Below are 24,250 nucleotides of genomic sequence, written 5' to 3' on the forward strand. Positions count from 1 at the left end.
TTGACAGGTAATTTATTTAATGTCTATTGTGCAAGGAACCAGTGTAACGCGCGTTTTTAGAAAGTGTTATAACAGAGTAGCATGGGGGTCTGGCACATCTCTTTAAAAGGAGGCTGATATGAAGAACGTTATATCTGTTCTGATGTGCTTTGCGATATTGTTTGTAGGGTGTGGTTCAGAGGCGCCTGATAAAAGCACTATGGGCAAAGACAGCGGTGATCTTCCGGACTGGGTCTTAAATCCGAAGCAGGTTGATTCAGAGAAAACTATTTACGGCGTTGGGATTGTTTCAGGGGTTAAGAACAAAGCGCTTGCTATAAAGACAGCAGAGAACAGAGCTATATCAAGTATTGCGCGTGTATTCAGAGTGGAAGTTGAAGCTATGATGGAAGATTACGCTTCGTCGACCCTTTCGGGTGATTTGAATTCCAGTGAAGAGCAGGATATCACTAATGTTCAAAGAACGTTAATCGACCAGTCCCTCAGCGGTGTTGTCGTCGAAAACAGGTTCGTGGATGAAGACGGAAGTGTTTATGTCAGGGCAAAACTCGATTTTGAAACATTCGAGAAAAATCTTGAAAAACTCAACACAATCGATTTGAAGATGAAGGAATATGTAAAGAGTAATGCGGAGGAAGCTTTCGGACGACTCGACGTCCAAATAGAGAAGGGGGATTGATCAAAAAAAGGAGAAAGAATGAAGTATAAATTATTCTATCTGATGCTGTGTATGGTCATGCTTTTTTCTCTCGGCTGTGGCGGTCCATCGGTTAATGTTACAAGAACCGAAGCGGATACTGTTACAGACCTGAGTGGTGACTGGAACGACACCGATTCAAGAATGGTTTCTGAAGAGATGATACCTGATTGTCTTTCGAGGCCCTGGCTTGGTGATTTCACTTCAGAAAATATGAAAAAGCCTGTTGTGATAGTTGGTTACATAAGGAATAAAACAGATGAGCATATCGCCACGGAAACTTTCGTTAATGACCTTGAGCGAGAATTAGTTAACAGCGGTAAGGTTTCTTTTGTGGCTGAAAAGGAGATCAGAGAAGCACTCAGGGATGAAAAATACGATCAGTCGATGAACGCTTCTGCCGAAACTATGAAAGAAATGGGAAGAGAATTAGGAGCTGACTTTATGTTATTCGGTTCAATTAATTCCATTACTGATCAAATAGAAGGCAAGAAGGCTAAATTTTACCAGATTGATCTTGAACTTATTGATATTGAAACGAATGAAAAGGTTTGGTTGGGACAGAAGAAAATCAAGAAGATTGTAGAAAGGGATAAATACAGGTTTTAGACAACTTAATTTTGTTCAGCCAGCAGTATAAAATGAAGCTGTTTTACAAGTATCTGATAGCTTTCTCATTTGTAACATTCGTGTTCCTTGGATGCGCCTCTACACTCGAGAAAGAGATGGAAGTAGACTCATTTCTTCCCCGCGGCGATTACTCAAGTGCTATAAAGGAACTTTCATCTAATATCGAAGTTTTCGGTACCAAAAACAGACTCCTTTATTTGTTGAACGCGGGAGTCATTCACTTCTACTCGGATAATTTCGCTGAAAGTAACAATTACTTCTCTGAGGCGAATAAACTATCCGAAATATTATATACTAAAAGTGTTTCAAACGAAGCTGCCGGTTTGATGAATCCGAACTTAATTCCGTATAATGGTGAGGATTATGAGAATGTTATGATAAATGTTTTTACGGCTTTTAATTATATTAAACTTGGAATGATAGAAGAGGCGGGTGTGGAAGCAAGAATAATAAATTCGAAGCTGAAATTACTTACACAGAAATACGAATCGGAGAATAAATATAAGAATGATGCTCTGGGCAGATATCTCAGCGGAATCATTTATGAAACCCGCGGTGATATAAACAACGCTTATATTTCATATAAGAAGGCGTATGAGGCCTATGTCGATTATAAGAAGATGTTTGAATTCAAAATACCCGGGCAGATCGAAATTGATATACTCCGTTTGGCCGAGCGTCTTGGATTTAGCGAGCAGTTCAAAACTTACAGCAAAAGGTTTAATGCCGATTCAATAAAGATAGAAAATGGAAATAGTGAAATCATTGTGTTTGCTATGACAGGGCTATGCCCATATAAGAAAGAATTCGAGACTAAGTTCTCGCGTGCTGATAAAGAAGGTAAAACTCATACATTTCAGCTTCTCATTCCGAAACTTATTGAAAGGGGGAGCGCGGTCGGGAATGTGACTGTCAAGTGTGAAAATGATTCGGCGAGCATTGTAAGAAATGCGCAGATCATTGAGAATATTTCAAAAATAGCTATAAAAAATATGTCTGATAAGATGCCTCAAATTCTGATTAAGGCCTGGCTTAGGGCTTTTACCAAAAAGAAAGCTTCTGATAAAATGAAAGAAAAAGTTGATACAGGAAATGTACTTGGTAATTTGCTCGTCGGAGCAGTTACTGACGGTGTCGCTGAAGAGTTGACTCACGCTGATATAAGATGTTGGAGAACACTTCCGTCCAGGATCTATTTTAGAAGAATTCAGGTTAACCCCGGGAGTTATGATCTAGAAGTTGAACTCAGGGATAAATACGGGGACTGTCTTGAAAAGATAACAAGGAAAGGGATAGTGGTTGAAAATGAAAGAAAGTATTTTGTCTTCGTTGAAAGGTTTATTTAGTATACCGATTTTATCGTTTATTCTGCTGACAATATATTTCAGTTCTTGTTCAGGTGTTAACGCTGATAATATTAAATGGGTAGATAAAATAGATGTCTACTATCCGGAGAAAGTGTATTTGACGGGGTTGGGGATTGGTGATACCAAAGAAAAAGCAGATAACAGAGCATTTCAGAATATTTCCAAATCTATCAAATTACATGTACGAAGCGATGAACTATCAAAACGGGAATATCAGCAATCAGGAAACCGAAAGAGTAAGTCGACTTTCAGCTATGAAGAGAAGATCAGGGTAGAGACAGAAACTGTACTGGAGAACGCTTCTATCGTAAAGCACGGATATGATGAATCCAAAGAAATGTACTATTCCCTGGCGGCTTTGAGAAAAGATAAATATTCAGACATTCTTTCAAGCAAAATCGAAGAATCTCAGAAGAGAGGGGCCAAGCTTTTGGCCGCTATTGAGAAAGAAGAGTCTAAGGTCATCAAACTTGGAAATATGTTCGATTTAGAAAGAGAAATAGAATTCCAACGAAACGCATTTGCCGTCTTGCGGGTGGTTTCAGATAATTATTCCAAGTATAAACCCCGGCCGGATCCTCTTCAGGTTGATAAAATGATCAACGATTTTCTGTTAAACAAATTTGTTTTTTCTCTGAGGGTAAAAGGTGATATGACAGAAGAAATAAACAGCATCTTAAGTGATGTCTTGACGAGAGAGGGTTATTATATTTCCGGTCAAAGAGGGAAAAGTTCTGATGTTGTGATAGACGGGAACATGAAAATAAGAAGGATGCCGGGGAGTGGAAAAAGATGGGTGCTTTTGAGCTGGAAATTTGATCTGAGTTTCACCGACAGCAGAAGCGGAGAAATTATCTTAAGCTACAGCATGCAGGACAGGCAGCAACAGCCGTCTGTCGAGATGGCAAGAGAAAGGATACTTTATCATTTCAGGGAAGATTACGCGGAGGATGTAATCTCCAGGTTCGAGCAGAAACTTCACGGGTATGTAAACAGAGGAAAATAGAATAACTTCCGTTCACTTTTAAACGGCAATATGACAGTTAACAGGACATTCCCCAAAAATCATGGCAATATTTTAGTAACGGCATAACTATCAAGTGATTACCCATATTGATAAGTGGAATTGATATTTAGTTTCTATCCGGCTATTGGTATTATCAAAAACGCCGTCTATTTCCCCTGCGAGGAAATAGCGTCTCCCGCTCTCAGACTCGCTCTTTCCCATTTCCTTGGGGGAAATGGGAAAACCATGCCCGCTCGTCTTCCGAGAGGGTTTTGAAATACCAATAGCCGGATATACAAAGGAATGTAATAAATTGGGGAAACTCCAAGACAGTTAATAATTGCTGTATTTCCGTCAGCAGAGTATCATAATTGAGTGAATAGATTGGAATATTGGTGCCGGAGGCGGGAGTTGAACCCGCATGAAGCCAGGCTTCGGGGGATTTTGAGTCCCCTGCGTCTACCAATTTCACCACTCCGGCATATAAAAAAAATATTCTAAAATTTGTGCGGTGTCAAGCTAAGTATATTTGGAGTTTCCCCGAAAATCAGGGCGATATTTTAGTAATGGCATAACTATCGAGTAATTACCAATATTGATAAGTGGAATTGATGTTTAGTTTCTATCCGGCTATTGGTATTGTCAAAAACGCCGTCTATTTCCCCTGCGAGGAAATAGCGTCTCCCGCTCTTAGGGCCCGCTCTTCCCCATTTCCTTGTGGAAATCAAGAATCCATGCCCGCTCGTCTTCCGAGAGGGTTTTGAAATACCAATAGCCGGATATACAAAGGAATGTTAAAATTGGGGAAAGTCCAAATTAATGTGACAGGTTGACGGCAAGTTTTGTTATAATATTAAATGCGGTAATGTTAATATAATATATTGGTTTCATCTTGAGAATTAAGGCGATTTAGAATGTATGATGAAGAAATAACGACCGGAAAGGTTCTTGTTGTAGATGACGACCTGCAGATACTCAGGCTAATTAGAAGAGGACTTGAATCATCAGATATGAATCTGGAAATTTTTACGACGAACAAGGGATCAGAAGCTCCTGTTTTATGCGAAAATGTCATGCCTGATATAGTTATACTTGATATTCTAATACCCGGTGAGAATACATGTCAGATAATATCTCAAATATGCGATGATTCTAATAAAGCGAAACCCCTTATAATGTTAATTTCGGGGCATTATGGAGAAATCAAAAGAATGATAGAGTACGGAGCTGATGATTTTCTTACAAAACCATTTGAAATCTCAATACTCATAAAAAAAGTAAGAGAGATGCTGAGGGGCAGGAATTCTTGAATATAAAGAAACTGATGTGTCAAGAGGAATTATATAAAGTGGGGGTTAACTAATAGCTTAATATTATATTAAACAGGGTTATTTGGATTTTCGGGATTAATATAACGTGTTGTAATAATCAAGGTAAGAGAATAAAATATGGTGTTTCTTATTTTCATTATTATAAATACCAGCTTGTTTCTTACATTGTCGGCGATTTTATTCTTGACCTGTTCAACTTAATTGCTAATATCACCTAAGTGGGGGGTTGTAGCTCAGCTGGGAGAGCGCTTGTCTGGCAGACAAGAGGTCACGGGTTCGAGCCCCGTCAACTCCACCATTTTTTATTCCGCCTTGATTGAACTTAGAGAAGGCGAATTTGATTCTACAGTATGGTTTATTATGGTAAAGGAACAAAAACCTATTTCGCTTTGCATATTCGAGGATGTCAAGTATCCCGATCTTTTTCCCCTTTCACTAAATAAAGCCGTCTTTGAGTTGTTTCTGGGTACCGATACACTCAGAGCAAGAATAGTTAAGGAGTTGAATCCGGAAAGAGTATATCTGCACTGCAGGCAATATCTTTCTAATGTACTCAAAGAACATTTATCCTTTGAAGAAACGGAATATGATGTGGGTATAAATGAATTATCCGGGGGTGATGTATTTTTCGTTAATGGGAGGATACTGGCTTTTGGCACTGAAATGATAGATCTCTTTAATAATGTTAAGAAAGACCATCTTCTTGTAAAAAACGGTATTCCGGTCGTAGCCAGATTTGCTGACAAGAAAGCTGAATCTTTTATGGATTTACTAAATGAGATGGTATCGGACAGTAAAACAGAAGCAAAATATAGTTACATAAAGGAAATTTCCGAGAATTCAAGCAAACTCGATACTATTGATTGGGCAAAGTATGGCAAGACAGATGAATTAATACGGGAATGGACCGTGAAAAACAAAATAAAGGTCCAAGAGACAAATCAGAAACTGATTTCCAGACATTGGCAGCTGATAGGATTAAATTCTGATTGTATTAATGATGATTTTTCTAAAATTCCTCTTCGAGGCAGTGATCCTGAATCTGCATTATTCAAGGGTGTGAAATTGATCAATGATGATGATATTGTGATTGGTTCTGAGGTTGAAGTTAGATCCGGAACTGTTCTGGATGCTACTGACGGCCCTATATTGATCGATGATAATGTTAGTATAGAACCTAACGCTGTAATAAAGGGACCTTGCTTTATTGGCAAAAAGTCTATTATCCGGGCAGGCGCGAGAATAAGCGCCGGAAGTTCTCTTGGAACTAAGTGTAAGGCCGGGGGCAAAATAGAAAAAACCATAATTGCCTCATATTCAAATAAACAGCATGAAGGTTTTATCGGGCATTCTTACATTGGTTCATGGGTTAATATTGGTGCCGGAACATGCAACAGCGATCTCAGAAACAATTATACAAAGATAGATGCTTGGAACTCCGGTATAATACTCGGAACCGGCCGCAGATTTCTAGGTACTGTCATTGGAGACCATTCAAAAATTGCTATAAATACAAAAATAAACCCAGGTACAGTCATCGGTTTTAATTCAAATATAGTTACTAATAATTTTCCTCCTAAATTTACTCCCAGTTTCACATGGGCATTTGAACCGGAATTCATTGAATATGATCTGGACAAAGCAATTGATACAGCTGAATTAATGATGGATAGAAGAGATGTGCCCATGACTACTGCTGTGAAAGAACTATTCCTAACTGTTTTCAGACACTGCAAACAGAGCGGTCACACGGTTTAATCTGTTTTTAAGGAAACTTTTTCACCATTTTAATTGATCTGAATTTTGTTCGTGCGGGGGATTTTCGATGAATAAGATAACCTTGTTCGGTGAGAAAATAATAAGCAGCAATAGTAATGTGAAAAAAATGCTGATTCAAAAGGACAGTAAAACCCTTTTTGAGATGGCTGAAGAACAGATATCAGCGGGCGCTTCAGTTATTGATATTAATACAGCTCTTTTGATGGAAGATGAATTGAATTCGATGCTGTGGGCTGTTCATTTATTGATAGAGAAGTTTAATGTTAAAATATCAATTGACAGTCCCGATTCAGGTGTTCTCGAAAGATGTATTAAAGAGTTTGGGAATAGGGTTATAGCAAATTCCCTCCCGGCCGACACGGAAGTTCTTAAGCGAATGCTGTCAATTATATCAGAATATCAATCCGGGGTTGTTATTATTTTAAAAAATAGAAGTGGAATTCCCAAGGACTCAAAGGGGCGTTTAAAACTTGCCGGCAGAGCTGTCAATTTGATAGAAGAAGCCGGTATTCCCCCCGAAGATGTTTATCTGGATCCTATTATTACAACAATTGGAACAGACATGAACGGAGGGAAATTAGTTCTGGATTCTTTCGCGGAGCTTAAAGAATCCTACCCGGCGTACCAACGTTTGGGGGGGTTGTCTAATATATCTTTTGGGTTACCTCTCAGGAAGCTGCTCAATAGAACTTTTCTCTCTATGGCAATTGCAAGGGGAATGAACGCCGTAATATGTGATCCAACTGACAGAAAATTATTAGAAACAATCAGGGCGGCGGAAGCTATCGCGGGTGCTGACCCCGGATGCAGAGATTTCTTGGCATATTACAGAAGTATCAATAAATAATTCCAACCCTGAGTTTACGTTTTTTTGATTCAACCGTAAGAGATTCAATAATTCCCGCCATTATCTTTAAATCAAGAGATAAGAGTTTAATTGCAAATCCATTAGTATATTGCGAATATTTTCACTGTTAGGAATGTGTTTATTTATTTACGCTGACCGTAACATATTGTTAAATAGGGGATTATAGGGTGACTTGGTTTAGATTTGAATGTGGCACGAGTCTTGATTAAATAACTGTCAGCACGCGGAAAGTTCCCTGTAGTTTCGTGGGTTATCATTGATGTGTTTCTCAATCCACAAGTTACTACATCCAATGGTACACGTTTCATGCGGGGAACTCATTTTCCTCAACCCACATCTAATTCTAACATAAATCTTAGTACACTAACAAGTAATATTATTCAGACCCTGATACGGGGGTTGGGAACCATACAAAAATAGCTATAAAATATAAATTTCTTAGAGAATGAAAAGGGCATTATACCTCTTGCTATTCACGAAATTATTTAATTTATCTTTTGACAACAAATGCCTTACTGTGATTTAATCTATTGAATGAATAGTTGAAATATATGATCAATGTTTACAGTTAATAATGGGGGTGAATGAGAATGACCAAAGCGGATATAGTTGAAGAAATAACAGAGAGTACAGATCTCAATAAGAAAGAGGCTTTTGTAGTTGTTGATCTTATAATCGAAAATATCAAAAAAGCACTTTCTGAAGGTGACAAGATTGAATTAAGAGGGTTTGGAAGCTTTAAAGTGAAAATGAGAAAGCAGAGAAAAGCAAGAAATCCGAGAACCGGCGAAACGGTTGACGTTCCGGCAAAACTTGTACCGTATTTCAAAGTATCAAAAGCTTTAAAGAAAAAGGTCAACTCTATTAGTTGACATAATCTCATATTCCGTTTTTAGTAAAATGCGGTTGCATATATTAACTGGGAGTGTATATTTCGATACAAAGTCAAATTTGTATTAAATGAGAGGGTGAGAAATATGCCGAGTGGAAAGAAGAAGAAGAGAAAAAAGATCGCAAAACATAAAAGAAAAAAGAGATTACATAAAAATAGACACAAGAAGAAAAAATGATCTGAAATGACAATCTGTGGGAGGCTGGTATTTTTTAATGCACAGCCGGTTCTCTCCGTCCCGTCTGATTCTAACGGGAACTGTTTTTAAGGAGTTTTATAATATTCTCCTATAAGTGGTATTAAATGAATATTAAAGAAAGAAGAAAGTCAGTAAGAGTAGAATCCCAAATCCCCATTGTTTTATCGGGCCGTGAAACAGAACACTATGGGAAGACGATCAACCTTAGCATGAAAGGTGTATATTTTTCTTCGGAAGTTTTTATTGAACCTCTTAAAAAAGTCAAGATGGGATTTATACTGCCTGAAGACGGCAGAGGGGATAATAGCCCTGATACCAGCCAAATTGAATTCGATGGGGTTGTTGTAAGAACTGAACCGCCGAAAGAAGATTCAGATTGTAATGAATACAGGGTTGCCGTGTTTATAACTTTTCTCTCTAAGAGATCAAAAAAGGCTTTATCAGAATACATAAACAATTTACTCTGAGATATTATTTTCCACACATAAGATCTTAAATAAATTCAGATTCCACATATCTGATTTTATAAACTTATTTGATAATCATACCGGCAGACATTTGTAATCTTCTTTTTATAGAAATTTATGAAAGAACGACTGATAGAAGCTGTTTTTTAATAGAATCAGAGAATTCTTTCTTGTTGCAGTCCTCAGGGGTATATGTTTATAATTCGCTGTATTAAAAGGTAAGGGCCTGCAAGGTCATGCTTATTTTCACAGAGGAATAAATCTTGAATTCCAAGGCTTCTATAATTGTTATTGACGATGAAGAATCTATCTTGAGCATACTCGAAGATTATTTGTCGGAGAAGAAATATGATGTTTTCAAAGTGTCTAACGGGCGTAAAGCGCATGCAATTCTTAAAGATATAAAATGTGATGTGGCCCTGATTGATCTTAAACTGCCGGATTGCTCCGGCTTGGACCTTGTGGAAGAATTCAATAAAATATATCCCAATATGAAATGTATAATTATGACCGCGTTTGCTTCTGTAGAATCGACGATTTCAGCTCTAAGGTTAAATGTCTTTGATTACATTCAGAAACCATTTGATATTTTAAGGATAGGAGAAGCTGTTGAAGCGGCCTGCAACAATAATCTTTTAATCAGAGAAAACGCTATGATAATTAACAAGCTTCAAAAAGCCAACAGGGAACTTGAAGACAGCAGAAGCCGGCTTAATCGTAAAGTGCTGACTACTAATGAACAATTGGCTCAGGCGAACGAATCATTGAAGAGACATGTTACAAGGTTGAAGATGCTCTACCATCTGGGCAGAGATATCAGTTCTAATGAGAATTGGGATGACGCCCTTGATAGATTCCTTATGGCATTGTGCAACTATCTGCAGGCGGACGGGGCTGGACTATTGCTTTTCAGCAATGAAGGGACTTCGCTTAAACCAAGAGCATACTATCAAGTAACTGATAAATTTCTCGATACAGCGTTACGCAAATTGTTAAAAGCTCAGGAAATGGATCTGCTGCAGCAGGAAATTTTCTGCTTGGAGTCTTGCGATAAAAGAATAGATACATGTCTTGGGGCGGAAAAGGCGTGGGAAAACACTGTAATTCCGCTTCTTTTCAAGGGCAGATGGCTGGGGTTTCTTATTTTGAGGAAGAAGTATGTTACAAGAATAGATTATCTCAATGACTATCACTTTATAAATACAATGCAGACTATATTTACAGAAGAAGTAGCTAACGCTGTTAATATCAGCAGACTGAGAAAATTAAAAGATTTCAATAAAACAATCCTGGAAAATATTAACAGCGGAGTATTAAAAACGGATAAGCAGGGAAAGGTAATCTTTCTTAATAGAAGTGCCAGAAAGATAATCGGCGAAGATGCTTCGAGTAAAATATATTTCAATGATTTATTTAAGTATGATGGTAAGAATAAAGACCTCTTTATGGAATTAGTCGCAAGTGGTAAAGAGAACTTTTCTTTTGAAGATACTTTGAAAATCGACAGCGGTAAAGAAATCCCCGTGAAAGTAGAAACGACACTGGTTGAAACAGACGATTTTAGTGGCAAAAGCCTTGTTACTGTTTTTGAAGACCTCTCCGAGCGAAAAGCGATAGAGAGAGAATTAAGAAAAGCCGACCGCCTAAGATCTCTTGGAGAACTATCAGCCGGTGTCGCGCACGAGATAAGAAATCCACTTACGGGGATAGCTACTACCGCTCAGCTTCTCAATGATAAGCTAAAGGGGGACAAGGAGAAGAAGAAATATCTGGATGTTATCCTGGGAGAAATTAACAGGCTCGATAATATTATCAAGAATTTACTTGATTATTCACGTCCGTCTGAGCTCAAACTCGTTAAAATATCCCTCGAGAAGATTGTGCGAAGCAGTATAGTTCTTTTAAAGAAAAAGGCGGATAAATATGGTGTTAATTTAAAAATTGAAAAGAGCATAAAAGATGACATATGTATAGTAGATAAAGATCAGATAAAACAGGTAGTATTGAATTTATCAAGCAATGCAATTCAGGCTTGTGAAGCCGGGGGGGAACTGAATGTAGAGATAAGAAGTTCCAGTAAATCCGGTTTTCTGAGGATTGACTTTAAAGATAACGGAGAAGGGATCGATAAGAAAACAGCTGATAAAATTTACAATCCCTTTTTTACAACTCATTCAGATGGTTCCGGACTTGGGTTACCTATTTCGAAGAAAATCATCGAAAATCACAAGGGAACTATTTATTATAGAAATAATAATGACAGAGGCACGACATTTACTCTTGAATTACCTAGAAAAAGTAAAATTACAGATAAATAAATTGGCAACCAAGATGAATTAAGAGGTGAATTATATTGAAGAAAGTAATAATTGTCGATGACGAACAAGCTATAAGATGGTCTTTGGGAGAGGCGCTCAAGAATGAAGGATACGAGACTGAAGAAGCTGAAAACGGGAAAAAGGCCTTGGAGGGGTTCAGCGCGGATCCCGCCGATATTGTGATTTTGGATCTCAAGCTGCCTGACATAAATGGCATAGAAGTACTAAAGAAAATAAAGAAAATAGACGAGCGGATCCCCGTTATTATGATGACAGCTTATGGTGAGATAGAAACTGCCGTTGAAGCTATAAGATGCGGCGCGTATGATTTTCTCTTAAAACCTTTTCAGCTCGAAAAAATGAAGATTACTATTAAGAATGCCTTAGACAAGTACAATCTTAAGAATGAGCTCAATGGGATCAGGGAAAAGAACAGAGAATCCTACAATTTCGAGAACTTCGTGGGTGAGAGTGACCTTATGATCCAGGTTTTTGAAAGGGTAAAAAAAATCGGTGAGAGCAAAGCGAGTACTATACTGATTCAGGGGGAAAGCGGCACTGGAAAAGAGCTTGTAGCTAGAGCAATTCATGAGAGCGGCGCTGGAAAAGATAAGGCTTTTATGGAAATAAACTGCGCGGCTTTGCCGGAAACACTTCTTGAGAGTGAATTGTTCGGGCATGAAAAAGGCGCTTTTACAGATGCTAAACGCAGGAAAAAGGGGTTGTTCGAACTCGCGGAAGGAGGAACGATTTTCCTCGATGAAATAGGGGAAATGGGTGTGACCCTCCAGACTAGATTACTAAGGGTAATTGAAAATAAGACCTTCCGGAGAGTGGGCGGAGTTAAAGACCTTAAGGTAAACACTAGGATAATTTCTGCCACAAATCGAGATTTAAAAGAGGAGATAAGCAAAGGTAATTTTAGGAATGACCTCTATTACCGTCTTCAGGTTATACCCATCCAATTGCCTCCGTTGCGTGATAGAACTGAGGATATACCACTTCTCGCGAACCATTTTATAACTATGTTCAATAAGGAATTCAAAAAGAAGATAAAGCCGGTCGGTAAGGAAGTCACGAAACTGCTACGGAAATACTCATGGCCGGGTAATGTGAGAGAATTGAAAAATATAATTGAACGCGCCGTTTTGCTTGACGCTGAATCTGAAATAATGATAGAGCATCTTCCTTTTGAAATACAAAACCCCAACGCGGAAAAAATTGACAAAAGCAGTATGAACATAGATCAGCTTTATCCCATGAGTATGAAGGAAATGGAAAAACTGCTGATTGCTGAAACATTGAAGAAGACAAATGGGAATAAATCAGAATCTTCGAGAATATTGGGAATCAGCCGTCAGACCCTCAGGGATAAGGTAAAGTTATATAAAGTGTAATATTTCACTACTCGTTGTTCAATTTTGAAAAGATCCTTTATGGCCGATTTTGCAGTTCTTTCAAGGGTGTAATTTGTTGACAGACAGGCAAATTACTGGCTAAGTTAAGGAGTTATGAATTTGAAGAAACCGGAAATATGGGTTCTCACAGAAAGAACTGAATTTAAAAAATATCTGGAAGAGCGATCGAGTTACCAGAGTATGCCCTGCTGTGAATTTAGAAATATATCTGAGATTTTGGCAAAAGAAGAACCAGACGGCGGTATTGTTCTTGTAATTGATCAGTTTGGTAAATTCTCAAGCTATTTGCCAATAGTAAAGCGTTTCCAAAAGAGATTTATTTCATATGATGTGGTGGTCTTCGGCAAGGATGAACCTGAGGATGTAATTCATGATGAGTATCTTGAAGGAATAGATCTTCATATCACTCCGGAAATGAATAAAGAAGATATCATATCCAGGATGAACAGGATTATTAATCTTAGGAGTATTAAGAGCAGCCAGAATATTATTGGCAGATCTGAAAGCGTCAATAAAATATTAGATAAAATTATAAATGTTGCGCCCACTGAGGTCTCGGTCCTGGTAGAAGGTGAGAGTGGTACAGGCAAAGAAGTGATGGCGAGAACGATACACAATCTAAGCCGTAGAGCGGAAAAAAGTTTCGAAGAAGTAAATTGTGGCGCTTTCGCGGAAGGGGTGCTCGAAAGTGAATTGTTCGGACATGAAAAGGGGGCTTTTACGGGAGCTGTTGCACACAGGCAGGGGCTCTTTGAGAGAGCCAATGAAGGTACAATATTTCTGGATGAAGTAGGAGAAATGCCCCTCGGGATGCAGGTAAAACTCTTAAGAGTTCTGGAAACAGGAACTTTTATGCGAGTTGGAGGCATGGAAAAGGTCCATTCGGATGTAAGAATAATTGCCGCTACTAATAAAGATCTTGCCAGAGAAGTTGAGAGCGGCAATTTCAGAAGAGATCTATATTACAGGTTACAGGTAATCCACATTGAGGTTCCTCCTCTGAGAATGAGGAAAGAAGATATCCCGCTTTTTGTTAATGCCTTTCTGACTGAATCATCAAAAAAACACAATAAGAAAATAAGAGGTATTGAGAAAGAGGGTCTCAGGTTGCTTTCTCAATATCCGTGGCCCGGAAATGTCAGAGAACTCATGAATGTAATTGATAACCTTGTTGTTATGAGTTCTTCGAGTTTTATAAAAGCCTTTGATATTCAGAATAGACTGGACGAGGAGCGTCAACAGCAAGCCTTTCCCGATTTGCCGGTTCATGTCAAGAAATCAAGAGAAGAAATGGAAAAAGATCTTATCATTAATTCTCTTCTTTCAATTCACAGGGATGTAAGAGAAATCTTAAGACTGCTCAACGAAAAAGAGGAAAAAACAAATCTCGGTACCGGTAGATGGATTGAAGTTACTGACAATATGGAGGAAAAGTTCAAAGATCTAAGCAGTATAGAGAAAGAGGCTATCAGAGAAGCCCTTTTAGTTAATAACGGAAATAGAAGAAAAACGGCGCAACAGCTCGGGATGTCTGAAAGAACTCTTTACCGCAGGCTCAAAGAGTATGATATTGATTGACTTGATATTCCGCGAGCATATTCATGATTATTAATATATCAACCTCATCATATACATAGATTATGCTCAGTTTGTAAGATCTATATTCAATCAACTGGAAGCTGTCCAAATTGGGAAAAGTCCTGATAATTGTGATATTGATAGAAGTCATTATATATTGACAATATCTATTTACCGCAAACTAATCTTTAGATCTTAATTGGCAAATATTATTTATGCCGGCAACAGAATATTTGTAATGCTGATAATCATCTGTTATAATTGTAATTGGATGGAGTATTCCAAAAACTAGTTAGTTATATCATTACCCCTGGAAAATGGAGAAATGAATGAAGATCAGAATATCGGCAATCTGTATATTCATGTTTTTTATTTCCGGTAATTTGTACGCTGAAAATTACGCGGGGGAATTTATGGCGCTCGGGGGAGGCGCTAGAGCCATGGCTATGGGCGGCGCGTTTACTTCTATAGCGGATGACGCAACTGCTCCTTACTGGAATGCTGCCGGCATACCGTATTTTTCAACTTTTACATCAAAATCTGAACGAAGTACGGAAAATACAGGGATAACACTTATGCATTCAGAAAGATTCGGGAATCTGCTGGATTATAATTATCTTTCCGCGGTGAGTTCAGTTGAGGATGGAAGATCGGGGTGGGGCATAACCTTTATTCATCTAGGAGTTCCGGATATAAGGGTGATACCGATGAATTCAGATATGATAGAAAATTCTGACGGGGATGATATATATGAACCCTGGGATGGTGAAGTTCTTAATTTTGATTACAGAGATTACCCTTTTGAGAGTGCGAATGATTACGCTCTGTTCTTTTCTTACGGTCAGAAAACAGACTTTGCTTCAGTTGGGGCCACGGTGAAGTTTATAAGGAATGATCAGGTAGCGGGTTATTCAAGCCTTGGTATTGGCGTGGATCTGGCATTGCTTAAGAAAGATATTTGGAGAGAATTAATTCTGGGAATGAAACTTCAGGACGCCACAGGTACTTTCATCAGCTGGAGTACGGGTAAAAAAGAATATATATATCCCGCGCTCAAAATCGGACTTGGTTACCCAATTCGCATTGAAAATATGAACAGCGTACTAATTCTCGCGGCTGATGGAGATTTCAGGTTTTCAAACAGAAGACAGGGGGCTCAATTCTGGCTGGGTAGAGCAAGCCTTGATTTTCACATCGGAGCCGAATTGTTCATCAGAGAACTTGTCGCTCTCAGGGGAGGATTAGACATGGGGAGGCCAACTGCCGGCGCGGGTTTTCTTCTTGAAGATTTCGGCAACTGGGGAGTATCATTAGGATTTGATTACGCTTTGCTGGTTCACGATGTTTTTGATACTACTCACAGAATGTCGATGTCAGTATCTTTCTGACAATCTTTTTTTACAGGCTTTTTTGCTTTATATACAGGGAGGCTGAGTGAAAGTAATTTCTTTTATTCTAGCCGGTGGTTCAGGAAAAGAACTCGGTGTTCTTACGAGACATAGGGCGAAAACGGCGATACCGTTTGGGGGAAGATACCGTTTAATAGATTTTTGTCTGAGTAATTGCGCGAATTCCGGGGTCAAGGATATCTTTGTTCTTGCTCAATACAACCCAAAATCATTAATCAATCATATCGGAATGGGAAAACCTTGGGATTTGGACCGTAAAACCGGTGGAGTATATATTCTGCAACCCTCCTATAACGGGGAAATAGCTCAATGGTACAAGGGGACAGCAGACGCGCTTCTGCAGAACTTGGACCTAATAAGCGATTCAGACGCGGATTATGTACTGATATTATCCGGGGATCAAGTATATACTATGAATTATCAGAATATTATAAATCAGCATATAGAATCTTCCAAGCCGGTCACAATTGCTTTTAAAGAGATAGATCCGTCAATGAATCAATCCCTTGGAATGTTAAGTGTTAACGATTCCAGAGTGATCACCGGTTTTGTGGAGAAACCCCGTTCGTCAAACTACAAGTATGCCTTTATGGGGATATATCTTTTCAACAGAGAGTATCTGATCAAATCGTTGTATAATAAGCCGAGAGATTTGGTTTTTGATTTGTTGATGCCCCAAATAGAGGATAGAATGGTGGGGGGATATGAATTTAAATCATTCTGGCAGGATGTAGGTTCACTGTCAGTTTATTATAGAACATCAATGGGTTTGTTGGAGGACCGTTCCTTTCTGCTGGATAAGGATTTGCCGATGTTTACAAGGAACAAGGAGCTGGCTCCTTCAAGATTTCTTTCAGAAAGCAATGTTACCAATTCGATTTTAGGAAGTGGTTGCACTATTAGCGGTAATGTTGAAAATTCCATCATTTTTCCGGGAGTATATATATCTGAAGGAGTATCCATTGAAGATAGCATCATACTGCCTTTCTCAAAGATAAATAGAAATGCTGTAATAAAAAGTGCGGTAATTGATAAAATGGTTAAGGTAGAAGAAGATGTGATTATCGGAGTTGATACTGACGATTCTTCCGGTGGATTTATAACAACTATAGGTAAGGGAAGTAAGATAAAGAAGAATACAAAAATCGGAAAAGGAACTATGGTTGAACCTGAGAGTATAGTTTCGGAGGATTTGGTTTGATTGATTTAGTTGCTTTTATACTGGCTGGCGGAAAGGGTCAGAGATTAAGTGCTCTAACAAGATACAGAGCAAAACCGGCTGTTCCGTTCGCTGGAGCTTACAGAATAATTGATTTTACATTGACAAATTGCGTAAGATCCGGGATATCACGTGTTTTTGTCCTTACTCAGTATATTTCACGTTCACTTGTGCGGCATCTTGGAATAGGGAAACCCTGGGACCTTGACAGAAGAGAGGGGGGGCTCGCGCTCCTTCATCCCCGGTTGGGTTATAAGGGAGCTGACTGGTATAAAGGGACAGCTGACGCGATTTATCAGAATATCCACGTCTTGGAAGAACTCGAGCGTGAAAATGTCCTTATTCTCTCGGGTGATCATGTCTACAGGGAAGATTACGGCAAGTTTCTGGAATTTCACTTAGAATCCGGGGCAAATGCCACAATGGGAGTTGTTGACGTTCCAGATGAACTAATAAACCAATGTGGTATAGCGACTGTCGATTCAGATGGAAATATTGAGATGTTTGAGGAAAAACCGGAGAGAAGCGACAGTAATCTTGCTTCAATGGGAATATATATTTTTAAGAGAAAATTCCTGATATCTATCCTCAAAAGGTTGAAAAAGAAATATGAGAACCTGGATTTCGGCAAACACATTATTCCATACCTAACTTCGAATAAACAGTTGTCCGCGTATAGATTCAAGGGATATTGGCTGGATATAGGAACAATAAAGAGCTACTTCAGAGCCAGCCAGGGTTTGCTTGATCCCCGCTTCGGGTTTGATTTCTACAGTAATTCAAGTATCCTGACAGTTCCCGACGACAACCCGCCAATGGCCATCGGGAAAGGTGTTTCTGTAAGGAATTCCATGATATGCGGGGGATGCTTTATAAGAGGTGATGTTTCTTCCTCTATTTTATCACCGGGAGTTGAGATCGAGGAAGGCGCGGTTGTAGAGAACTCGATTATTTTCCACAGGTGCCGGATTGGAGCGGGAGCTAGAATAAAGAATACTATTATAGACAAAGGTTCTGAAGTTGGGGAAGAAACATCAATAGGTTATGGGGATAAAAATATTGTTAACATTCTTCAACCATCATACCTTGATTCCGGGATTACACTGATAGGTAGAAGAACCATAATACCCGCGGGTATCAGTGTAGGCACCAATTGTCTTTTAACCGGGTCACCAAGAGAAGCAATGATTGATAAGAGGGATTACCCCGATGGTAATTTTTTTGTTTCGGAGAGAGAAGAACCCTGAACAGGATCGACAAAAATAGTCAGCCGGTTTCCGGGATAGAGTTTGTTCTTTTTTATATTTGTATTCCATTTCAGAATATCAGCGATAGAAGTACCGTATTTGCTTGAAATAGAGCTTAATGTATCTCCTTCTTTTACTATATAAATCATTTTTGTTTTCTTGGCATTACCTTCCACGGGGATAAAGCCGGGAGGGACGAAAATCGACAATTCCCTGCCCGGTTTGATAAGAGAAGAGTATTCGAGGTTATTCCATAACCTAAGGTCTTTAAGATCAGTTTCGAAGATTTCGGCAATTTCACTCAAGTTATCACCTTGTTTAACTTTATATATTATTTTCTTGTGATTCGAGGGAACTCTTTTCTTTTTAATTCTGATTTTGTCCGGCAAATTAGGCGCTTCAAGATAAGGAGAATGTGTTCCAGCAATCAAATTGTTTTCTACTTCTTTTACGGGAACCATAAGTGTCTGTCCGGCGCGGATTAACCGTGGAGTTCGAATCTTATTTATACGAATTAATTCCGACTGCGAAATATCATATAGTGAAGCTATTGTTGATATAGTTTCTCCACTCTTTATCACATGCCTGTGCCAGGAAACTCGCTGGGAAGGGTCAATGCCGGACAGTATTTTTAATACCTTTAATCCCTTTCCTTCGGGAACCTTTAATCTGATTGACATGTTTGGAGGAGTAGCCCATCTTTTGAGTGCCGGATTAAGTTTCTTCATGTGAGTGAATGTGCAGTTAGCAGCTTTCGCGATAAGTCTCAAGTCTGTGGATTTCTTTACTTCAATAAGATCGAATTTCAGGGGTGATTCTGTCGGCTTCTTGAATCCGTACTTTTCGGGTGATCTTCCGATAGTAAGAGCCGCCATGAACTTTGGGACAAACCATCGAGTTTGGTCGGGCAGCCTTAAACGCCAGTAGTTTCTGGTTTGCTGTCGTGAAATAGCGTATGCCACGCGATATTGACCGCTATTATAAGCCGCCAGAGCTAATTGCCAATCACCAAAAAGATTATGCAAATGTTTTAGATAGTGAGCCGCCGCGTAGGTAGAAGCGATTATATCTCTCCGTTCATCGATCCACCAGTTGATGCGAAGGTTAAACGTTCTTCCAGTACCGGCCAGAAATTGCCAGGGACCAACCGCTTTAGCATATGAACGAGCCCTGGGGTTCAGTCCGCTTTCTATTACAGCCAAATAGAGAAAATCACGGCTTATGTTATTTTCCACCAGAATAGGTTCGATAATATCTCTGTATTTTGCTACTCGTTCAAGCCATCTCTGAAAAGTTCTTCGCCCTTTACTCTGGAAATGATCAAGCCAGTGTTTTGTTCTCCAGTTGTAAACTATTTCTATTTTTTCTTCTACGACATGATTTCTGGCAATAGAATCAAGAAGGGCATTAACGTGAGTTTCCCATCCTCTTTCATTAATTTCATCAATAGCCCTATGTCTTAACGCGAGAGTTTCTTCCTTAAGTGAATCAAGATAAAGACAGATCGATTTTGAAGGGTTTGTGTTTATTAATTCAGAAATATTTTTCAGCAATGAGTCGCAGGATGAAACGGTAGTCTTCAGATCTCCGAGGTAATAGAAGTATGTTGCCCTGTCGTGAGCATTCCTGTACTGGATAAGATGTGGAAATATTAAATAAACACTTTCAGAACGATATTTCCTGTCAATACCCTTTTTGGCAAAGGGGAAGAAACAACCCTGGGCGGCAAATACCGTCGTTATAATTAGTAAAATTAAATATCTGTGTTTCATAAAGTTAACTCACTTTTAGGGATAAATATAGTTTATTTGACTCTATATATCAAGATTTTCGAATAATACCTAACTCATTCTTTTATATGTAGTAAAATTCTGTTTTATAAATAATTACTTACTATCGGGTAGAAAATATTTTCTGTTTAGTGTATACTTGTATGTAAGGAACTATTTGCGTGTGCGCAAGACGCTTGGATATCGATGATTTGAGCGGGATCGCTACAATTTTGTTTAATAGATAATATAAGAATTCCTCACTGGCAGACAAGTAGGCATTATGCACCGGGAATTAAAAAAAGATTATCACGATTTTCTTTTAAATCTTATTCCAAGACATTTACTTTCAGATGAGCGTATCGAGAGTATTATTGACGCTCTCTCCCTTAATGACCGCAAAAATCTGGTAAGAGAGGCATACCTTTCCATGGAGGAACTGCGCGAAAAAGGTGTTTTTATTAAGAAAGGGGTTAGAGAATCCGGAAATAGAATTAATATCGAATACGAAGAGGTCGGAAATCAAAAACGATTTACACTCGAGATGAATAAAAGTGAATTAAAGGCAGTATCACCATTAAAAAGTGAGGAAGAGCAAAAGGAACTTATCCCCGGAGTTTTCGCGAAGATAATTTCCGCTTTATCTTTAAATAGTTCCATGACTATTGTGGGTAAGATTAATAAAATATTGTCGTTGGCCCCGCGGGTTAAAGCAAATTCAAGAGCTTTTCTGTTACTGAACAACAAATTGAATATAGTCGGCACTCATAGCAGTAAAAATATTTTTGAAAAAGATATCGATGATATTTTAAAAAACCAGCTTTACGGAAAAGTATTAAAAAGAAAGAGACTTCTTATTATATTAGATTCTTTGGGAATGAAGAATAGCTTCTTCGAATTAAACAATAATGTAAAAAAACTCGTTTTGTTCCCTTTGATTTCTGCGGGAAAAAAGATCGGAGTCTTGGAGATACACTGTTTTAACGGTGATGATATTGGAAAAGCAACTTTACTAAATTTATTCATTGTGGGACAGGGAATAATAAGGCTGCTTAAAAATAGCATTCAATTAGAACAGATGGTGTCCGTAGATAAACTGACAGGTGTAAATAATCGAAATTATTATGAAACTCAAGTACCCCTTGAGCTCGAGAGAGCCTCGAGGGACAAGAAGTTTCTCGCGTTTTTGATTATGGATATTGATCACTTCAAGGTGTTCAATGATAAGTACGGCCACGATACAGGGGATGAAGTGCTGAGACTTATTGCCAGGACGATTAAGAGCCATTTGAGAAAAATTGATCTTTTCATCCGTTTTGGAGGCGAAGAGTTTGTTGCTGTGCTTCCCGGCGCCAATAGAGAGGCGGCGATGAGAACCGCCGAGCGTCTGAGAAATGTTATTGAAAAGACTAAATTCACGATGGAAGATGGGAAAGAGCTCAATATTACGATAAGCATAGGAGGGTCAATTTTTCCCGTTGACGCTAAAAATCAGACTGAACTTTTCAAAAACGCGGACAAGTCGTTGTTGAAGGCGAAAAGGAATGGAAGGAACAGAGTTATTTTCTTTTAGAGTTTTTTGAATTGGCAGTATCTATATCTTTGAATACGCACGGGGGTTTTCCGTTAGTAACGGTGTATAGCATTAAAATAGACCGAAGGCCGTTGGAGGTATGTGATGTTAGTGTGGTGGGGCCTTTTTTATATGCTCGGGGCTCTTGCAGTCCCTTCAATTACTACATTAGTAATTATTCAGCCGATAATATTAGTTCTGTACTTCTTATCCCGCCGGCGCTCTGGAAGAAGAGACGCGGGATACTTTTATTCAAACCCATTTAGAATCAGTCCGGAGAACAGGTTCTTTCTTATATGCATTACATCTATTGTGTTCTTAGTAAGTGGTATGGAATCAAATAGAGAAAGGGTTGTTAAACAGAATAATAAAACTTTTGATTCCACCCAGGATAAATCCGGCAATAGTTATAAATTAGAAAAAGATATTACCAAACCGATTAACTCTCTTAGAGAATTACTGCTTGAGCAGCTTTCAGGAAAACCGCTGTCGCTGAAAAGCAGGAAGATGCTCAGAGCGCTGATACTATCGGATAGAAAAGGACTTTCCTATAACTTAAAAAGTAACTACAGATATCTCGGCATCTCTCATTTTCTTGCTTTGAGCGGGTTGCATTTGGGTTTGATAGTAATTCCGCTATCGGCTCTTTTAATGCTCTCTGGTATTCCGAGAAGATGGAAAGAATTAATAGTTTTGTTTTTTGTGCTTTCTTACACTGCTTTAGCGGATTTTCCACCGTCACTTATGAGAGCTTCAGCGCTGTATTTTTCAATAAGTTTATATAGATTTATAAATATTCGCGCGAATTTTACGAATTCTCTTATTTTTGGATCACTTCTGATTTTACTTTTCGATAAATATATAATTTTCAACGTTGGTTTTCAGCTTTCGTTTCTTGCCGTAGCCGCGATAGGGTCTCTTGGAATTCCAATTATCGACAGGATAAGAGTAATTATTCCCGGGAACAATTCCAGCAAGATTGTTAAATTCATAGTTTATTCAGTAGTTATAACAATTTCAGTGAACCTCTTTACACTTCCTCTTATTTTATACTTCTTTAAAAGGGCCCCATTTATATCCCCTCTGACGAATCTACTCATGGTGTTGCCGATAACTCTTGTTTTATACGCGGGATTTATCTATTTGGTTATCCCGGTTGATATTATCCGGAATATTCTGTCTGTGCCGATAAATTTACTTTGCGAGGTTCTATGTCAGGCGCCTCGAGCTTTAGCAGGTCATTACTATCCGGCAATTTTCCAAAATGATATTGAGCTGAAAAGCTACTCGGCGGCCGTTGTCCTTATCTTCCTTTGCGCGGCAGCCGGGGTTAAGAAAAAAGGGTATTTTATAAAAATTTGCGCGGCAGTTCTTTTAATCTTTTCAATAATTTCCGGGCAGGTATCAAAAGCGCGGCGGGTTCAAATAAAGAGAAACAAAGAGAACAGCTCCACATACAAATGGTGGTGGAACAATAATAAATATTATTCAAATGGAGATGGGATGATTACTGTAAAAAACGGTATGGGAAGGTATGAAGCTCAACGTATAATAAACGATTTATACGAACGAGGAAAAGGAAAGATCAACACTGTGGTTATTCTGTCATCGGATCTCTGGAAAATCTCAGGGATTGTTCATTTAATCAACCGTCTTGGAGTAGATAGGATAATATGCAGCAAATATTTACTTATGTCGGAGCGGAAGAGGTTTAGTAAATATAGTGTTGATCTACGGAAGTTTGAGACAGTAGCACGGGGAGATATAATAAAACTTAAGGAGTCTAGAATGGAAGTAATATCACCGAGACTTATTTCGAGGGGTGAAAATGTTAGATTTAAAGATACAATATTGCGGTTTAAACTCTATCCTCAGATAGAATAAATGCTTTTTGCTGTAAAAATATTTGTATAATCAAAAAGATGATTAAAATTTTAGAACTCGGGAATAATCTCAATTGACTTTAAATGGTGCCTGCACTATTCTGTGAAGAAAATGGGTTTTGCCCTTTAAGAGAATCTTATGTAAACTTTGAATAATCGAGTATGGTATGGGATCACGTAATGAAGATCTGATTAAACGATTGGCAAATGCCTTTATATCAGGTGAAACAGAAGGTAAAAAAATGAAGTTTCACGCCGACCTTTCATGGGAACCCTCGGTTGATGTAATCGAGACAAAGAAGGATATAATCGTTATTGTTGATATCGCGGGAATGAAGGGTGAAGATATTAATGTCGTAACTGATGGTAAAATTCTGAAAATCAGCGGCAGGAGAGAGGGTGTATTTAATCCCGAGCAAAAGCAATTTCATAAATTAGAGATAGAAGTTGGTTGTTTTGCGAGGAAGATTGAGCTTCCGGTTTCAGTTGACCGCGAGAATCGTTCAGCCTGTTATGAAAACGGATTATTAAAGATAATTTTAAAGAAGACACCTGATAAAGATGATGTCAGGAAAATAGAGATAGACTGAATAGATATCT

At 38.5% G+C, this 24,250-nt stretch carries 21 protein-coding genes and 2 tRNA genes; 21 read left to right on the forward strand and 2 right to left on the reverse strand.

What is annotated here, in order from left to right; translation table 11 throughout:
- Positions 1-118: 118 nt before the first annotated feature.
- From U5O15_04015 to U5O15_04035, 5 genes are all read left to right on the forward strand, one after another.
- Positions 119-679 carry an LPP20 family lipoprotein gene (locus tag U5O15_04015; protein MDZ7859825.1) on the forward strand — a complete coding sequence of 187 codons (561 nt, stop codon included), beginning with the start codon at positions 119-121 and terminating at the stop codon, positions 677-679.
- Positions 680-697: 18 nt separating this feature from the next.
- Positions 698-1,306: a penicillin-binding protein activator LpoB gene (locus U5O15_04020; GenBank protein MDZ7859826.1), complete on the forward strand. Its 609-nt coding sequence runs from the start codon at positions 698-700 to the stop codon at positions 1,304-1,306.
- A gap of 32 nt (positions 1,307-1,338) precedes the next feature.
- Positions 1,339-2,673, forward strand: a complete 1,335-nt coding sequence (locus tag U5O15_04025) for a hypothetical protein (protein ID MDZ7859827.1) — start codon at positions 1,339-1,341, stop codon at positions 2,671-2,673.
- The gene (locus U5O15_04030; GenBank protein MDZ7859828.1) at positions 2,657-3,700 is read left to right on the forward strand and encodes an LPP20 family lipoprotein; all 1,044 of its coding nucleotides are present in this window, start codon (positions 2,657-2,659) and stop codon (positions 3,698-3,700) included. Before U5O15_04025 ends, U5O15_04030 begins: the two co-directional genes overlap by 17 nt.
- 114 nt (positions 3,701-3,814) lie before the next feature.
- Positions 3,815-3,976, forward strand: coding sequence for a hypothetical protein (locus U5O15_04035; GenBank protein ID MDZ7859829.1), 162 nt, complete (start codon positions 3,815-3,817; stop codon positions 3,974-3,976).
- 117 nt (positions 3,977-4,093) lie between these two features.
- Here U5O15_04035 and U5O15_04040 read toward each other — a convergent pair.
- Positions 4,094-4,181 (reverse strand) — tRNA-Leu (locus tag U5O15_04040).
- Positions 4,182-4,302: 121 nt separating this feature from the next.
- On the opposite strand from U5O15_04040, the gene U5O15_04045 reads away from it, so the two are divergent.
- From U5O15_04045 to U5O15_04105, 13 genes are all read left to right on the forward strand, one after another.
- Positions 4,303-4,464: a hypothetical protein gene (locus U5O15_04045; GenBank protein MDZ7859830.1), complete on the forward strand. Its 162-nt coding sequence runs from the start codon at positions 4,303-4,305 to the stop codon at positions 4,462-4,464.
- A gap of 150 nt (positions 4,465-4,614) precedes the next feature.
- Complete coding sequence (locus U5O15_04050) at positions 4,615-5,010, forward strand: response regulator (GenBank protein ID MDZ7859831.1); 396 nt, start codon at positions 4,615-4,617, stop codon at positions 5,008-5,010.
- Positions 5,011-5,253: 243 nt separating this feature from the next.
- Positions 5,254-5,329, forward strand: a tRNA-Ala gene (locus U5O15_04055).
- A gap of 62 nt (positions 5,330-5,391) precedes the next feature.
- On the forward strand, positions 5,392-6,789 hold the full coding sequence (locus U5O15_04060; GenBank protein MDZ7859832.1) for a putative sugar nucleotidyl transferase: 1,398 nt from the start codon (positions 5,392-5,394) through the stop codon (positions 6,787-6,789).
- A gap of 67 nt (positions 6,790-6,856) precedes the next feature.
- Positions 6,857-7,657, forward strand: coding sequence for a dihydropteroate synthase (locus U5O15_04065; protein MDZ7859833.1), 801 nt, complete (start codon positions 6,857-6,859; stop codon positions 7,655-7,657).
- 605 nt (positions 7,658-8,262) lie between these two features.
- Positions 8,263-8,550: an HU family DNA-binding protein gene (locus tag U5O15_04070; protein MDZ7859834.1), complete on the forward strand. Its 288-nt coding sequence runs from the start codon at positions 8,263-8,265 to the stop codon at positions 8,548-8,550.
- A gap of 323 nt (positions 8,551-8,873) precedes the next feature.
- A complete protein-coding gene (locus tag U5O15_04075) occupies positions 8,874-9,236 on the forward strand; it encodes a PilZ domain-containing protein (GenBank protein ID MDZ7859835.1) in 363 nt (120 codons plus the stop codon).
- Between the two features lie 263 nt (positions 9,237-9,499).
- Positions 9,500-11,554 (forward strand): response regulator, encoded by a 2,055-nt coding sequence (locus U5O15_04080; protein ID MDZ7859836.1) that lies wholly within the window; start codon positions 9,500-9,502, stop codon positions 11,552-11,554.
- A 35-nt stretch (positions 11,555-11,589) separates the two neighbouring features.
- Complete coding sequence (locus U5O15_04085) at positions 11,590-12,951, forward strand: sigma-54 dependent transcriptional regulator (GenBank protein ID MDZ7859837.1); 1,362 nt, start codon at positions 11,590-11,592, stop codon at positions 12,949-12,951.
- A 114-nt stretch (positions 12,952-13,065) separates the two neighbouring features.
- On the forward strand, positions 13,066-14,550 hold the full coding sequence (locus tag U5O15_04090) for a sigma-54 dependent transcriptional regulator (protein ID MDZ7859838.1): 1,485 nt from the start codon (positions 13,066-13,068) through the stop codon (positions 14,548-14,550).
- Positions 14,551-14,879: 329 nt separating this feature from the next.
- Positions 14,880-15,938, forward strand: coding sequence for a hypothetical protein (locus tag U5O15_04095; protein MDZ7859839.1), 1,059 nt, complete (start codon positions 14,880-14,882; stop codon positions 15,936-15,938).
- A 46-nt stretch (positions 15,939-15,984) separates the two neighbouring features.
- The gene (glgD, locus tag U5O15_04100) at positions 15,985-17,160 is read left to right on the forward strand and encodes a glucose-1-phosphate adenylyltransferase subunit GlgD (protein MDZ7859840.1); all 1,176 of its coding nucleotides are present in this window, start codon (positions 15,985-15,987) and stop codon (positions 17,158-17,160) included.
- The gene (locus U5O15_04105) at positions 17,157-18,425 is read left to right on the forward strand and encodes a glucose-1-phosphate adenylyltransferase family protein (protein MDZ7859841.1); all 1,269 of its coding nucleotides are present in this window, start codon (positions 17,157-17,159) and stop codon (positions 18,423-18,425) included. Before glgD ends, U5O15_04105 begins: the two co-directional genes overlap by 4 nt.
- Here U5O15_04105 and U5O15_04110 read toward each other — a convergent pair.
- Positions 18,380-20,197, reverse strand: a complete 1,818-nt coding sequence (locus U5O15_04110; protein MDZ7859842.1) for a LysM peptidoglycan-binding domain-containing protein — start codon at positions 20,195-20,197, stop codon at positions 18,380-18,382. The genes U5O15_04105 and U5O15_04110 overlap by 46 nt on opposite strands.
- A 280-nt stretch (positions 20,198-20,477) precedes the next feature.
- Here U5O15_04110 and U5O15_04115 point away from each other — a divergent pair, with 280 nt between their 5' ends.
- The 3 genes from U5O15_04115 to U5O15_04125 all read left to right on the forward strand — a co-directional run bounded on the left by U5O15_04115 (position 20,478) and on the right by U5O15_04125 (position 24,240).
- A complete protein-coding gene (locus tag U5O15_04115; protein ID MDZ7859843.1) occupies positions 20,478-21,767 on the forward strand; it encodes a GGDEF domain-containing protein in 1,290 nt (429 codons plus the stop codon).
- Between the two features lie 105 nt (positions 21,768-21,872).
- The gene (locus U5O15_04120; GenBank protein MDZ7859844.1) at positions 21,873-23,651 is read left to right on the forward strand and encodes a ComEC/Rec2 family competence protein; all 1,779 of its coding nucleotides are present in this window, start codon (positions 21,873-21,875) and stop codon (positions 23,649-23,651) included.
- 166 nt (positions 23,652-23,817) lie between these two features.
- Positions 23,818-24,240, forward strand: a complete 423-nt coding sequence (locus U5O15_04125; protein ID MDZ7859845.1) for an Hsp20/alpha crystallin family protein — start codon at positions 23,818-23,820, stop codon at positions 24,238-24,240.
- Positions 24,241-24,250 lie beyond the last annotated feature (10 nt).

It is taken from the genome of Candidatus Krumholzibacteriota bacterium, from assembly GCA_034520215.1.
Classification (GTDB): Bacteria; Krumholzibacteriota; Krumholzibacteriia; order Krumholzibacteriales; family WJIX01; genus JAGHBT01.